Annotated in this window: 11 protein-coding genes; 7 read left to right on the forward strand and 4 right to left on the reverse strand. The window is 49.3% G+C overall.

All coding sequences use genetic code 11. The features are described from left to right. Positions 1-30: 30 nt before the first annotated feature. The gene (locus RIG61_01670; GenBank protein ID MEQ9617864.1) at positions 31-3,861 is read right to left on the reverse strand and encodes a translocation/assembly module TamB domain-containing protein; all 3,831 of its coding nucleotides are present in this window, start codon (positions 3,859-3,861) and stop codon (positions 31-33) included. A gap of 148 nt (positions 3,862-4,009) precedes the next feature. Further along, positions 4,010-4,879, reverse strand: coding sequence for a DMT family transporter (locus RIG61_01675; GenBank protein MEQ9617865.1), 870 nt, complete (start codon positions 4,877-4,879; stop codon positions 4,010-4,012). 335 nt (positions 4,880-5,214) lie between these two features. Between RIG61_01675 and RIG61_01680 the strand changes: the two genes are divergently transcribed. Together RIG61_01680 and RIG61_01685 are read left to right on the forward strand one after the other, a co-directional pair. Then, a complete protein-coding gene (locus RIG61_01680; GenBank protein ID MEQ9617866.1) occupies positions 5,215-6,054 on the forward strand; it encodes an electron transfer flavoprotein subunit beta/FixA family protein in 840 nt (279 codons plus the stop codon). A gap of 34 nt (positions 6,055-6,088) precedes the next feature. After that, positions 6,089-7,084 carry an electron transfer flavoprotein subunit alpha/FixB family protein gene (locus tag RIG61_01685; GenBank protein ID MEQ9617867.1) on the forward strand — a complete coding sequence of 332 codons (996 nt, stop codon included), beginning with the start codon at positions 6,089-6,091 and terminating at the stop codon, positions 7,082-7,084. Positions 7,085-7,103: 19 nt separating this feature from the next. On the opposite strand, the gene murI is transcribed toward RIG61_01685, so the two are convergent. Continuing rightward, on the reverse strand, positions 7,104-7,928 hold the full coding sequence (gene murI, locus RIG61_01690; GenBank protein MEQ9617868.1) for a glutamate racemase: 825 nt from the start codon (positions 7,926-7,928) through the stop codon (positions 7,104-7,106). A gap of 35 nt (positions 7,929-7,963) precedes the next feature. Beyond that, complete coding sequence (radA, locus tag RIG61_01695; protein MEQ9617869.1) at positions 7,964-9,346, reverse strand: DNA repair protein RadA; 1,383 nt, start codon at positions 9,344-9,346, stop codon at positions 7,964-7,966. A 115-nt stretch (positions 9,347-9,461) separates the two neighbouring features. Between radA and RIG61_01700 the strand changes: the two genes are divergently transcribed. The 5 genes from RIG61_01700 (at position 9,462) to htpG (ending at position 14,098) form a co-directional block, all read left to right on the forward strand. Next, positions 9,462-9,617, forward strand: coding sequence for a DUF5993 family protein (locus RIG61_01700; GenBank protein MEQ9617870.1), 156 nt, complete (start codon positions 9,462-9,464; stop codon positions 9,615-9,617). 15 nt (positions 9,618-9,632) lie between these two features. Beyond that, positions 9,633-10,184 carry a disulfide bond formation protein B gene (locus RIG61_01705; protein ID MEQ9617871.1) on the forward strand — a complete coding sequence of 184 codons (552 nt, stop codon included), beginning with the start codon at positions 9,633-9,635 and terminating at the stop codon, positions 10,182-10,184. Positions 10,185-10,324: 140 nt separating this feature from the next. After that, positions 10,325-11,062, forward strand: coding sequence for a carbonic anhydrase (locus RIG61_01710; protein MEQ9617872.1), 738 nt, complete (start codon positions 10,325-10,327; stop codon positions 11,060-11,062). Positions 11,063-11,171: 109 nt separating this feature from the next. Further along, a complete protein-coding gene (locus RIG61_01715) occupies positions 11,172-12,101 on the forward strand; it encodes a cation diffusion facilitator family transporter (protein ID MEQ9617873.1) in 930 nt (309 codons plus the stop codon). Positions 12,102-12,244: 143 nt separating this feature from the next. After that, positions 12,245-14,098, forward strand: a complete 1,854-nt coding sequence (gene htpG, locus RIG61_01720) for a molecular chaperone HtpG (GenBank protein MEQ9617874.1) — start codon at positions 12,245-12,247, stop codon at positions 14,096-14,098. Positions 14,099-14,220 lie beyond the last annotated feature (122 nt).

The raw sequence follows: 14,220 nt of genomic DNA on the forward strand, positions 1-14,220 counted from the left end.
GAATGCGGAGGTAATAAGTGGAACTTCGATTTACTTGTAATTAAAGTTATAGAAGATATCAACTCCCGGATTTTCACCGCCGACATCGGCGTCTAGGGTTACGTTGTTAAAGATATTATACTCCACCAGGACCTTGTTTGTCGTTATTGTCGTAGAATCAAGAATTGAATCCGATGTGCCTCTTTCATAGGCTATGTAGAGGTCTTCTGTTAGGTATTTACCCACTTCGATTTGAGGGCCGTTCGTGCCGCCCCCGATGCTGACAACGTCCAGAGCGAGCTTGTCTCCAAAGACTTTCTCCAGTTGGGCTGCCGCTATACCTCCGGCAAGCCCGGTGGCGACACCCTGGATGGACGCCCTGTCTCCGGAGCCTATCTGGTCCGAAGGCGCCCCGAAGACGACATAGGAGACTATATCGGTTTGAGTCATCGGGGGATTGCTCGTCAGCTTTATTTGCGGAGAATCCGCCGTACCGCTTATGTTGACATAGATCTGGACATTGGAAACACGGTACACTGCTCTTATATCGAGATTCGGATTTATGTTTTCGCTGCCCGAGAAGCTCACCCTGCCTCTTTCTATCCTGAAAAGCTTTCCGAGGGTCTCGTATGTGCCCCTTACGGTGCTTATAATACCGCTAATTCTCACAGGTCTGCCGAATTCCTTACCTACATCGAGATCACCCTTAAGCTCTATATTGGCGCCGCGCCCCCTTACCCAGTTGTTTCTTGTCATTTTTACCTGCAGGTCAAGAGCGAAGTTTTCTTGAAAAAAGTCTGTGTCATTACCGCTTTTGACAACGAATTCCTCTTCTCTTTCATCGGCGAATTTAATCTCTTCTAATTGCTTCTCCTCCTGATCGGGAATTGTTATTCGGCTCTTTGCGACGGTTATCTTTCCTGATGCCTTGATTTTGCTCCCCTCACCCTCGACATTTATATCCCCGTCCAGATTTGCCGAAATTCTTTCCGGCTTGATAAGGAAATTTTCCATATTGCCCGTCAGGTTATAAGACATGTCCGAAACATCGATCTGTCCCTCGAATGTTCCTTTCCCCTTGCCTGACTGAATTTCAAGCTGCCTGAGAATCCCCTTCTGTCCCTGGAGCTCGACCAGGGCGTCGGCTACCTTAAACTGGTTGCCGAGCGACTGTATTTTAAAAACGGCGTCTTTTAAGCTTATCTGTCCGGTCGCCGCAGGGTTTTTTATGCTTCCCGTTACCTTAACGTCCACTAAAAGGGTGCCTTCAGATTTTTCGATCTCCTCGCTTATACTGGCGAGCGGGCTCAGGTCGACCCCGGCAGAATTTACCGTAAGGCTGATGCTGGCTTTATCGATATTCTCGTTCAGCTTTTTGAAATTGAGGTCAATATTGGAGTTTCCCGTAGCCTGCATTACTGTGGCCGTGTCGTCCGTGATTAACAGCTTGAAATTTAGGTTCTGATTTAGATAGGTGAGGTCGAAAGTTACCGTGTCGTTGTCGAATCCTCCGTAAACAAGGTCCCGGGTTGTTATGTTCGCGTTTAATTGCGGAGCTTCCATCGTGCCCTTGAGGTTAACGGTTGCCGAGATATTACCCTCAACAGAGGTTTTGACCTGAAACGGTTTGGTGATGTCGTCCAGGTTGAGATTGTTGAGCTTCAGGTCCGCATCGAGAGAGCCGTCATAAAAAATCCTTGCGTCGGCGAGCGCCGATGAGTCGCCGTAATAAAGATTGAATGAATCTATTATAAGTTTTTCGGGAGCTACTGTTATGAATATCGTATCCTTGTTTTTGAGTTCCGTATCCTCAAGGTCGAGTTTTATTCTGCTTATTTCTATATTTTTCTCGCGCCCGCCCAGGTTTTTTAGAGTTGTGTTTATTTCATAGTTTAATTGATCGTTTTCGACTATCTTGGCGTTAAGGTTGACTCCCTCCCCCTCGCTTTCAGCGTCGACCTCGATGCTTTCGATCTCCCTCTCTTTTACCTTCACGTCCTCGGCCTTTATTTCCGCTTTTAGCTCAGGATTGTCGAGATTTATTAATCCCTCTCCGTTTATTTTTACCGATTCCGCTGCGAAATCCTCATTTACCTCAAAGCCCTTCGCTTCAGCGTCGATTGTTACTTTGGGGCTGCTTATATCTCCCGTCACATCCCCCCGGGCTTTCAAAGAGCCGGCGAATTCCGTGCCGGACACAATAGCCGAGATGAAGCTCAAGTCCTCCACTTCGAGATCATAGCTGAAATCGAGACCCCTGGTTCCCGCGCTTCCGTCCTCGACCTTTAGATTAAAGGAGTCTCCGACGATGGACAGTGCTTTTATATCGAGGAGCTCGTTTTCATATGATAAGTCAACCTCTCCCTTCTTAATGTCAATCTTGTAGATTTTAGATGGACTTATTTCTCCCTTGACGCTCAAGGACGACTGCTCCATTATGTCTCCCTCGAGGGGAATCGTTCCTTTTATATCGAGTTCTGACGTTATATTGCTCTCGAGGTTTTCTTTGCTCAGGATGATTCCCAGGTCCACCTGCTTCAGGCTTGAGTTAATGTCGAGACTGAGACCGGAACTCGAATAGCCGGCCGTGCCCGAGAGCTTCAAGTCCCCCGCTTCCTTGCCCTTGATTTCGAGACTCTCGATTTTGGCGTCGGCGGTTAAGTCGCCGAATTCAACCCAGCTCCCCTCCGCGCGGATCTGAGTGTTGAGCACGGCCCCGAGCTCAGTGTTTATCGCCTCTGTCGTTGTACCTGACTTTTCTTCCAGGAGGGAAAATACCTCGGTTGTTTTTACATCCTTTAACGCAAGATTGATATTGAAATTATTGGCTCCCTCTCCCGCGATTATTCGGCTTAGGTCGGCGTTGCCCCCGATGGACAGTTCTCCGAGCTCTGTCTTGATATTCCCTTCGCCGATCTCAATTGTAGTGCCCGACATGGTGATTTTTTCGAGAGAGCCTGTTAGCTTCTTTCCGTATGCTTCCGATTCGGGAATTTTTATAGTGGCGTTCGCCCTTATGTCCTTCGGGCTTACGAATTTACCCTCACCCTTTGTCTCCAGATTGAAAGTGCCCACATCCTCGAGCTTGTAATTATGAGCTGACAGGTTAAATGAGAACTCGGGGTTGTCCTTCAGGTTGTCCGCTTTGGCGTCTATCTTTATCTCGGCTCCGTTGAGTAAAACCTGGAGATTGTCAATCTCCGCTTTTTCTTCTGAGTAAACGGCTTTTGCGGATAATCCTCTTACGCTTAAGTCCTGTGAAGGGGCGTCTAGGTCGGCGTTTTTGAGATCGACCTCTATCTTTTCTGTTATATGGGTAAGCGTGGCGGAGAGACCGGTTTCATGTATCTCATACCTGGTGACCTTATCGTTCTCCCGGTCGTCCAGGGTTATTTCAGCGTTCTTAAGCAAAGCGTCACGGATTATTATGTTCCAGACAGGGGGAGCCTTTTTTTCTTCGTCCTTTTCTTTGTCCTCGCCGCTTCCTATTTTGCTGAAGTTCCACGTACCGTCCTCGTATTTAATGAGATTTGCATTGACTCCCTTTATGTAAATTTTATCTACAGGAACCACCTTGCTGAAAAGCATAGTTCCGTCCAGCATGTGCGGTATGGAGTAATTGAGTGAAATTTCCTCTATGGAAACGAATTTTTCGTCTTCGACTGTGAAAGAGACGTCTTCGAGTTTTATATTGTAAAAGAAGTTGCCCTCTATTCTCCCGATCGAAAACTGTTGACCAGTGGAGGAGCTGACAATACTTTCGGCTGTTCTCCTGACAAGGCTCCTGAAGTATTCGGTCTGCGTGAAAAAGAACGCCGCTACAATAAGGACAATTAATACGGAGAAGAAAACGCCTATTGTTATGAGAATTTTATTACGCATGGTACGGAGTTAAAGGGAATCGGAGCTCAATGGCAATTATAAGTTCCTTTTGTAAAAAATGCTCAACTCCACTTATAGCTCATTACTGTCAAGTATACCCAAATGTGTATTCAAAATGAACTTTTAATATACGGTTTCAAATTTTGATTTATTTTCTGGAAATCCTGTAAATTCCGGCGATTATGAGCACCCCGCCCAGAACGGTTCCCGGGTCGAGCCTGTTCCCCAGTATAATCCAGTCGAAAATGAGTCCGAAAACGGGAACGAGCATCGATGAAAAGGTCGTAATGTTTATATCCAGCTTTTTTATGAGGTAAAACCATATCGTAAAGTCAACAGCCGAGGCGACGAGCCCCGTGAAGACAAGTATATATATAGAGTAAGCGGTCCACTCGATATTAAATATTCCGTGCGTCGGTATAGCCAGAATAATAAGCCCGACTGTCCCGAATGTGAGCTGTAGAGTGCTTACCTTGTAAACATCCTCCCCGGACATCCGTTTCTTGACCCATATGTTTGCAATCGCCCACGAAATCGCCCCTGTTATGATCATCAGTTCCCCCAGAAAAATTTGCAGATTCTGGTTTATGATAATGTCCCATCCCAGGATTGAGAGGATTCCGGCGCTTCCCAGCACTACGCCAGCCCACTTACCCGCGGTAAGTCTTTGCTTAAGGTAGAAGTGAACAAGCAGGATGGTCCAGATGGGCATCGTATAGAGGAGCACCGATGTTTTGCCTGCGGTAATCCGCTTCATCCCGAAAAGCATGAAGCCGAACATGAGCGTAGTCTGGAAAAGCCCGACCATGATATAGTCGGGCCAGCTTTTGACTGCGGGCCATTCGAGTCCCCGGAATTTCATGTATGCGATCAGGGCCGCCGCCCCTATTGCGCAGCGCCACGCGGCGAATGTAAGGGGTTCTGCGTAACCGAGGCCGATTTTCATAAGCACCCATGAATATCCCCAGGTCAGGATTACAAAGACGAGCAATATGATGTTTATCGCAGTATTATTCATGGCCGTTCAGGTAGCCGCGACTGCCGCTATCTTCAGGTTTCTTTTCGGAGTTGCCGCTCGAAATCACTACAAGTCCGTCCTTAATCCTAAGCGGTTTTACCGTCTTGACAAGGAATGGCCGATAATTATAATTACTTACCTTTTTGAATAAAAGTTGAATCCGGTCTTTATTCTTTTTGAGTTTTTAGTTATTTTACATATCCGGTCTGGGTAGCAAAGAGTTCCTGGAATGCCAAAGTAAGCTGGTCTTAAGTGCTCTAATTGAATCGCTTTTCTTTAATTATTTTGCTGCGCCGGGCTTGTAGGTTAATCCAAAAATCGGAGGTAGGCTAAAGGTGAAGATTTTAGTAATAGTAAGTCAGACCCAGGATACGGAGGCTAAAGTTAAGGTCTCCTCAAGCGGTGATTCGATAGATACCGACGGTATGAAATGGATCATGAATCCATACGACGAGTTTGCCGTCGAGGAAGCGATTCAGACCAAGGAGAAGCACGGGGGCGAAGTTATAATAGTAGCGATGGGACCCGGCAGGGTGATTGAGACGATCAGGCAGGCACTTGCTATGGGAGCCGACAGCGCAGTTCACATTAAGGACGAAGGATTCGCGGACGCCGATTCTTTCGCGATAGGGAAAGTAATCGCGAGCGAGATTAAGAAGCTGGGCGAATTCGACATTATTTTTACGGGTATGAAGATTATAGATTCGGAGTCGGGGCAGATAGGAATTCAGGTAGCCGAGGAATTGGGGATTCCCCATGTTTCCCTTGTAAGTAAAGTCATGGAAGTCGATCCGGACGAGAAAAAGGCGGTTTGTCAAAAGGAGATTGACGGAGGGCATGTTGTCGAAGAGGTTCAGCTCCCCTGTATGATTACTTGTCCTGACGCAATGAACGATCCCCGTTACGCGTCCCTTCCCGGAATTATGAAAGCCAAGAAAAAACCGCTTACCGAGGTCGCTCTTGCCGACATCAACGTACAAGAGTTGGGATTATCCGCGGATGCCCTAGGCAAGGAAGGCGCCAGGATTAAGACCGTAGAGATAAAGGTTCCTCAAATCGAGAGAAAGCTGAAGATTATTAAAGGACAGGACGAGCCCATGGTTAAGGGGGCTGAAGTCGAGCAGTCGGCTGAGGAACTTATAAAGCTTCTCAGGGAAGAAGCCAAGGTAATATAGGGCCTGAGCTTACTTATATTTTAGGAGGAATAAAATGAGCAACGAAGTCTGGGTAGTAGCGGACATGAAAATAGACGGCAGCGTCAGGCAGGTAACCTTTGAGGCCCTGTCGGAAGCGAAGAATAAAATCGCGGGAAAACTCGGAGGGAAGCTGTGCGCTGTCCTCATTGGCTCCGGGGTTTCCGGCCATGTAGCTGAATTGGGGAAATACGGGGCTGAAAAGGTCTATGTAGTCGATAACGAGCTTTTGAAAAACTTTAACACCGAAGGATATACGATCGCGCTCAGTGAATTAATAAAAAAACATGAACCTGCGGTAGTGCTGGCCGGAAACACGGTTTTCGGGCAGGACTATTTTCCGAGGGTTGCCGCGCGCGTGGGCGCGGGCGTTTCAATGGACGCTATAGAAATCGATCTCACAGACGACAATACTCTCAAGGTGCAGCGTTTTTCCCACTCCAGTAAGGCCATCCCGACCGAGGTATTCCACGCCAATTATCCCATGATGGCCACGGTCAGGCCGAATTCTTTTAAGGCTGTGGAGGACCCCAGGGAGCCCGAAGTCGTCGAAGGGGGGATCGAAATAAATCCAGCCGATATAAAGACCAAGGTCATTGAGCTAAAAACCAAGGAATCCGACCGGCCGGAGCTGACCGAAGCCGAAAGGGTTGTTTCGGGCGGCAGGGGTCTCGGAAGTGAAGAGAATTTCCAGTATATATATCAGCTTGCCGACATACTCGGAGCCGCCGCGGGAGCGACCCGCGCCGCGGTTGACGCGGGTTACTGCCCCTATGATATGCAGGTGGGTCAGACCGGAAAGGCGGTTTCCCCCAATCTTTACATCGCAATAGCTATTTCAGGCTCGGTCCAGCATTTTGCCGGAATGGGTTCATCGAAGGTTATTGTCGCGATTAATAAAGACCCGGAAGCCCCCATTTTCGAGAAGTGTGATTACGGCATCGTAGGCGATCTTTTCGACGTGCTTCCTCCTTTTACGGAGAAAGTAAAGTCTATTCTATCTCAAGGTTAACGATAATCTCCGGGGGCGGCTAAATCGCCGTCCCTATTATGTCGACCATATCTATCTTTTCTATATTTTCCCCGAGGAACCTTCCCGCGACCGACAGGAAGCTGTCCGAGACGTCCGTCAGAAAATACTGTCTTGACGGCGAGCCGGACCCCCGGTTCACAATATCATTCTCGCTCAGAATTTTCTCTATCTCCTTCGCGGTCTCCTCGGCGGAGTCTACGAGCGTTATGTCCTCACCCACGACTTTCTGTATTGTCCGCTTTAAAAGAGGGTAGTGTGTGCATCCGAGGACGAGTACGTCGATTCCGATCTGCCTGAACGGCTCGAGGTACTGTTCGGCTATGAGCTCGGTTATTTCCCCCTCTGTCCATCCTTCATCGGCCAGAGGCACGAAGAGGGGGCAGGCGCTCGAGTGAACTTTTATGTCCGGCGATATTTCCTGAATGGCTTTTTTGTAAGCGCCGCTCTTTATTGTAGAAGGCGTTCCTATGACACCGACATTTTTAGTCCCGGTTGCCGCGGCCGCTTTCTTCGCGCCCGGCTCTATAACGCCCAGCACGGGTATATCGAATTCGCGTCCGAGGCTCGGGAGCGAAACAGCCGAGGCCGTGTTGCATGCGACCACCAGAAGTTTTATCCCCTTCTTGATCAGGAACTCCGAATTGCTGTGGGAGTAAGCTATAACCGTCCTGCTTGATTTTGTCCCGTAGGGAACCCTGGCCGTGTCCCCCAGATAGATGATATTCTCCCGGGGCAGTCTTCCGATGATCTCCCTTACTACGGTCAGCCCCCCGATCCCCGAATCAAATACACCTATCGGCGCGCTGTTTGTTTCGTTGCTCATAATATCTCTCGAGTGAAATGATATACGGTTATCCGTCAGAAAAATACTTCGATTGCACTTTCCACGGAATCAACTCCGATAAGGGAAATAGAATCATCCCCGGAGCCGATTCTGTCAAGATTTATCCTGGGCAGAACGCACTTTTTAAATCCGAGCTTCCGGGCCTCGTTTATTCTCAGATCAACCTGAGACACCCCCCTTATTTCCCCCGCGAGTCCCACCTCCCCGAATACTACCGTATCCGGTCCAACCGGTTTGTTGAGGAAGCTCGAGACAAGCGCCATCGATATGGCGAGATCAATCGCGGGCTCCTCTATCTTTACTCCCCCCGCGACGTTCATAAAAATGTCCTGTCCCAGTATCTGAAGCCCCGCTCTTTTTTCCAGAACCGCTACGAGAAGGGAGACCCGGTTATTGTCGAGTCCGATAGTCGTTCTCCTCGGCACCCCGAATCCGCAGGGGGAGACGAGCGCCTGTATCTCCACCAGTATGGGCCGTGTACCCTCGATGCTCGGCGTCACAATAGAGCCCGAAGCGTTCTCCGGTCTTTCGGATAGGAATATCTCGGACGGATTTGCTACCTCCCTGAGCCCGCTGTCCAGCATCTCGAACACCCCAATTTCGTTAGTAGATCCGAATCTGTTTTTGACCGCTCTCAAAATCCTGTACGGGTGGTCCTTTCCCCCCTCGAAGTAGAGCACCGTGTCCACGAGATGCTCGAGAACCTTCGGGCCCGCTATAGTCCCTTCCTTCGTCACGTGGCCTATAAGAAAAATCGCGGTACCCCTGGACTTGGCGTGCTGCATCAGCTTGGCCGTGCATTCCCTTATCTGCCCCACGCTCCCCGGCGCAGAGCCGAAATCCTCCGTAAACATGGTCTGAATCGAATCAATCACCGCTATTTCAGGTTCGAGCTTCTCTATTTCCTCGAGTATCGTCTCGACCGAAGTTTCCGTAAGCACGAACACCGTATCCGAGGACACCCCTGTCCTCTCGGCTCTCATCCTGACCTGCTGCGGCGATTCCTCGCCGGTTACATAGAGGAGTCTGTAATCAGAGGAATTACGGCCCTCTTTTTTCCCGCCTATATCGTTCAGCATCTGAAGGGCCAGAGTCGATTTCCCGATTCCGGGATCGCCCCCTACGAGTATCACGGAACCCGGGACGAACCCTCCCCCGAGCACCCTGTCGAGCTCCTTATTCCCCGTCGAGATCCTGTCCTCCTTATCGGTCACGATTTCCGTAATGGCAACGGGCTCGACGGAATGCGCTTTTCGTGCTTTTCTCTTTCCCTTTTGGGTCTTCTCCTCGACGTAAGTGTTCCAGCTCCCGCATTCCGGGCATTTCCCGAGCCACCTGGGGGAGGAGTTGCCGCAGTTCTGGCATACGAACTGAGAGTGTGTTTTTGTTTTCTTCATCGGGCTGGCTTTAATCCACTCAGTCAGGGAAATTATACTATAAAAATTGAGACTGTCTTGAAGGCTTTTCATAAAAACAGGATGTATCCTTTATGGGAAAGGGAGATATCGGGTTATGATGGCTGCGCTTTTTCTACTGTTCGTAGTTACGATGCTGCTTGCATGGTACGGCAAACGAAGAGCATCGATTTATTTATTCTTTATTACGCTCGTTCTTTGCGCGTTGTGGTTCAGGCATCATATAACCGAGCATTTAAATATTAATTTGTGAATAAGAGCTTAAGTCATGAATCCTGCGCTTGCCAGAAACTTAAACGCCCTCGGCGTGCTTGGAATTTGCGGCGTTCTCCTGGGGGCCTACTTTATACAGTTCGTTAAAGGGGAGTTCCCGTGTCCGCTCTGCCTGCTCCAGAGACTAGGCATGCTGGGCGTCGCCTTCGGAGCAATGCTCAATCTGAGATTCGGGATTCGCCCCTCGCATTACGGTATTTCTCTCTTGAGCGCCGTATTCGGAGCCTCGGTCTCAGTCCGTCAGATACTTCTTCATATTGTGCCTGGTACGGGAAGCTACGGGTCCCCTGTCCTGGGTCTTCACCTCTACACATGGGCGTTCGTCGTCTTCGTTGCGGCCATTTTCCTTATCGGACTCATGATGCTCTGGGAGCGGCAATTCAGGGAAAATCATGAAAGTAATTCTCCCGAAAATATGAGCCGGTTCATTAAAACCGTATTCTTTCTGGCGGTTTTCATATCGGCCTCAAACGTAGTTACGACTTTTCTCGAATGCGGACCCGGTCAGTGTCCCGATAATCCCGTATCCTATGAAGAGCTTCGTTAAGGCTTCCCTGGCTAAACACGGTCGGCTGAGACGATAGCGGGATTCAGGATATAACTGAATTCGTTCCCGACAGGATGCTGACTTCTACAGTTTTAGCAGTATAATTAGTGACAAATATTCACTAAAGGAGGAATTCATCAATGTCAGACGGTTCAGCTTTTTCCAGACGCAGGTTTTTGCAAATAGGCGGAGCAGGAGTATTGGGCGCGGGATTTATTGATCCTTTGGGGAATTTTCTCCTGACCGGGGAAGCGAGGGCGGAGGATGTTAAGACTCCTAAAAACGGTGATGAATCTTTAAAGAAGCTGATGGAAGGCAACAAGCGCTTTGTCAATGCCACAAAAGAGGGTTATACGAGAAGAACTCCCGAACGCAGAGAGATCACGGCTCAGGGGCAGAATCCGTTTGCCGTAATTCTAGCTTGCGCCGATTCCAGGGTCGCGCCCGAGATTCTTTTCGATCAGGGCATAGGTGATCTGTTCGTCGTAAGGGTTGCCGGGAATATCGTCAATCCTCAGAACTACGGAATAAAGGGCAGTATCGAATTCGGTGTAAAGGCTCTGGGAGCGAATCTGATAATGGTGCTCGGACACAGCGCCTGCGGGGCTGTGGCGGGGGCAATCCAGGCTTTGGAGTCGGGGACCAGTTTTCCGGGCTCTATAGAAAATATAGTCAAAACAATCGAGCCCGCCGTGAAAAAGGTCAAAGGCGAGCCCGGAGACCTGCTCGAAAATTCTATCGTTTCCAATGTGAAGTTCGGAGTCCGGAAATTAAATAACTCCGAGCCGGTTATAGCTCCGATGGTGAAAGAGGGGAAGGTGAAAATCGTAGGAGGCAATTACGATTTAAAGACCGGCGAAGTCACGATTGTGACGTAGAATTTTTTGTTGATTGCGTGTTTCAGGTTAATTATTATTACTCAAGTGACGGGAGCGTTTTGCGTACTCTATTTAATCCATCTCACCTAAAGGACAGGAGTATTCGAAGTTGGCGTCGTCGTCCAAAAAAGTCATTTACGCGGCCCTGGTCGGCAACGCGCTCATTGCAGTTACGAAATTCATAGCGGCTATATTAACAGGAAGCTCCGCAATGCTGTCGGAGGGCATTCACTCGGTTGTCGATACGGGCAACCAGATGCTCATACTTCTCGGACTAAGGAGGGCTACAAAACCGCCCGACAAGAATTTCCCCTTCGGCCACGGAAAGGAGGTTTATTTCTGGAGCTTTGTTGTTGCGATTCTGATATTCGCCCTGGGCGCGGGAATATCCATTTATGAAGGCGTCCTCCACCTGATGCATCCCGAGCCCGTCGAGAGTCCTTACATAAACTATATTGTTCTGGGGCTGGCGATGCTCTTTGAGGGAGCCGCATGGTACTTCGCGTTTAAGGAGTTCAGCAGCGCCAGGGGCAAGTGGAGTTATCTCACGGCCGTTAAGCGCGCTAAAGACCCTACCGTATTCGTAGTGCTCTTCGAGGATTCGGCGGCTCTTCTCGGACTTGCCGTTGCTTTTCTGGGGATTTTTCTCGGCCAGATTACAGGTGTGGTTTATTTTGACGGAGCGGCGTCGATTGCAATCGGCATAATTCTCGGAGGAACGGCGGTATGGCTTGCCTACGAGACAAAGGGACTCTTGATAGGCGAGAGCGCCAATGAGTACATAGTGGAGGGGATACGCCAGATTGCGGGTAAAAATAAGATAATAGATCATGTAAATGAAGTTCTCACACTCCACATGGGGCCGGAGTTCATATTGGCCAATATAAGCATTGATTTCAGGGACGACGCCAGGGCCGAGGAAATTGAGATTGCCGTAGAGAAACTGGATAAAGAGATAAAGGGGCAATTCCCTCTTGTTAAAAGAATATTTGTTGAAGGCGAGGCGAGAAGAGAGCGTACCGGGAAGCGTAATAGCTGATCGGGCGTATCGACATGTCCCCTGTAATCCTGTGAGTTAAACCCTTGAAATTCTACCCGTGATGAATATCTTTCTATCGAATTATTGAGATACTGCAGGTTACTTAATCATCATTAGATATAGTCGGGAGGTTTTAATCGAAAATGGCCGGGAAATCCGCTAAAAAACATGAATTCCAGGCAGAGGTGAAGCAGGTCCTGGATATCGTTATCAACTCACTGTATACGGATAAAGAGGTATTTATACGGGAGCTTGTCTCAAACGCCTCTGACGCCCTGGAAAAAATGAGATATTTACAGCTCACTGAAAAAAATATATACGACGAAGAGCTTCCGCTCGAGATTAATATAAGAACTGACGAAAAAGAGAATACTATAGCGATAGAGGATCACGGTATAGGCATGAACGCCGAGGAGCTTGTAGAAAACCTCGGCACTATAGCTCATTCAGGCTCGAAGGCTTTTTTAAACGCCGTAAAGGAATCGGGGGAGGTGAATGACAACCTGATCGGGCAGTTCGGAGTGGGGTTTTACAGTGTGTTTATGGTCGCAGGCTCAGTCGAGGTTTATACCCACAGCTGGAAGAAGACGGGCAAGAGCCTTTTATGGAAGAGCGACGGCTCCGGGACGTACGAAATAGAGACGGTAAAAGGCGCAAGGCGGGGAACCAGAATAGTTGTCCGTCTCAAGGAAGATGATAAGGAATTTTCAAACGCCGAGCGTGTAAAAGAGGTTCTCACCCACTATTCGAGCTTTGTCCAGTTCCCCATAAAGCTGAACGGCGAGCAGATTAACAATGTTCAGCCGATATGGATGCGCGGCAAGGGTGAAATAACGGACGAGGAATATACGGAGTTCTACAAATTTCAGGCAAACGCGTTTGATGAGCCTCTCTATAGACTGCATTTCAGCTCGGACGCTCCCCTCGATATTAACGCGCTGATTTTCGTTCCCGGGGAAAACCCCGAGCGCTGGGGCCTGGGCAAGACAGAGCCCGGAGTGAGCCTCTACTGTAAGAAAATACTTATCGACTCCAAACCCGAGGGTCTCCTGCCCGATTGGATGCGGTTCTTAAAAGGCGTGGTGGACAGCGCCGACCTGCCGCTTAATATCTCGCGGGAGACCATGCAGGACAGTGCGCTTGCGAAAAAGATAGGGCAGGTAATAACGGGGCGCTTCATCAAGTTTCTGGAGGACGAATCCAAAAGGGACGCCGGGAAATTTGAGGAGTTCTACAAGGGCTTCTCGATATTTATCAAGGAAGGGGTCGCTGCAGATTTCAAAAACAGGGAGCAGCTCGCAAAGCTCCTTCGCTTTGAGTCCTCCAGTACCGAAAAAGGGAAGCTTGCAACATTAGACGAATATGTCTCCCGCATGAAAGAAGATCAAAAGGAAATCTACTATCTTTATGCGCCGAACCGGGAAACTCTGGAAGCGGGACCTCAGCTGGAGGCTTTCAAGGCGCAGGGGCTTGAGGTCCTTTACCTCTACGACCCGGTGGACGAGTTCGTAATGACGAGCCTCAAAAAGTACGGCGACAAGGAGCTAGTATCCGCCGACAACGCCGATATCAGGCTCGACGAGGCGTCGCCCGAATCGAAAGAGGAGGCGATTCCCGAGGACGAAGCAAAAGCCCTCTGCCAGTGGATAAAGGAAGCCCTGGGCGAAAACGTAAACGAGGTGAACGTGAGCAAGAGGCTCGTGGACAGTCCCGCAATCGCGCTTAACGCGGATAAGTTTTTGACGCCCTCGATGAGAAGGATGATGAAAGCCATGAAGCAGGACGTCGATATGAAAGACTCGGTTAACCTGGAGATCAACCCCGGCCATAAACTGATTAAGAACCTCAGCTCGCTCAAAGATAAAGATTCGGAGACGGCCAAGCTGGTTGCGGAGCAGATTTTCGACAACGCTCTAATTTCAGCGGGTTTTCTCGACGACCCGAGAGTTATGGTCAGCCGCGTTTATCAAATTCTCGAGCGGGTCGCCGAATCCTGAGTCGCGCTTCTTCGTGGCATAGAGGACTCTGCGGGTATGCGCCCCCGTTCCGCGTCCGGACGACGGGATCCATCTGATAAGATTTGACGGTTCAGTACCCCCTCTGAATCGCCGGTTGAGCC

Source organism: Deltaproteobacteria bacterium (assembly GCA_040223695.1).
Lineage (GTDB): Bacteria > Desulfobacterota_D > UBA1144 > Nemesobacterales > UBA2774 > JAVKFU01.

What these genes read in the sequence shown, in the direction of transcription:
- RIG61_01710 (MEQ9617872.1), top strand. Translation starts at nt 10,325, where the DNA reads ATGTCAGACGGTTCAGCTTTTTCCAGACGCAGGTTTTTGCAAATAGGC.
- RIG61_01670 (MEQ9617864.1), bottom strand. Translation starts at nt 3,861, where the DNA reads ATGCGTAATAAAATTCTCATAACAATAGGCGTTTTCTTCTCCGTATTA.
- RIG61_01685 (MEQ9617867.1), top strand. Translation starts at nt 6,089, where the DNA reads ATGAGCAACGAAGTCTGGGTAGTAGCGGACATGAAAATAGACGGCAGC.
- RIG61_01705 (MEQ9617871.1), top strand. Translation starts at nt 9,633, where the DNA reads ATGAATCCTGCGCTTGCCAGAAACTTAAACGCCCTCGGCGTGCTTGGA.
- murI (MEQ9617868.1), bottom strand. Translation starts at nt 7,928, where the DNA reads ATGAGCAACGAAACAAACAGCGCGCCGATAGGTGTATTTGATTCGGGG.
- radA (MEQ9617869.1), bottom strand. Translation starts at nt 9,346, where the DNA reads ATGAAGAAAACAAAAACACACTCTCAGTTCGTATGCCAGAACTGCGGC.
- RIG61_01675 (MEQ9617865.1), bottom strand. Translation starts at nt 4,879, where the DNA reads ATGAATAATACTGCGATAAACATCATATTGCTCGTCTTTGTAATCCTG.
- RIG61_01700 (MEQ9617870.1), top strand. Translation starts at nt 9,462, where the DNA reads ATGATGGCTGCGCTTTTTCTACTGTTCGTAGTTACGATGCTGCTTGCA.
- htpG (MEQ9617874.1), top strand. Translation starts at nt 12,245, where the DNA reads ATGGCCGGGAAATCCGCTAAAAAACATGAATTCCAGGCAGAGGTGAAG.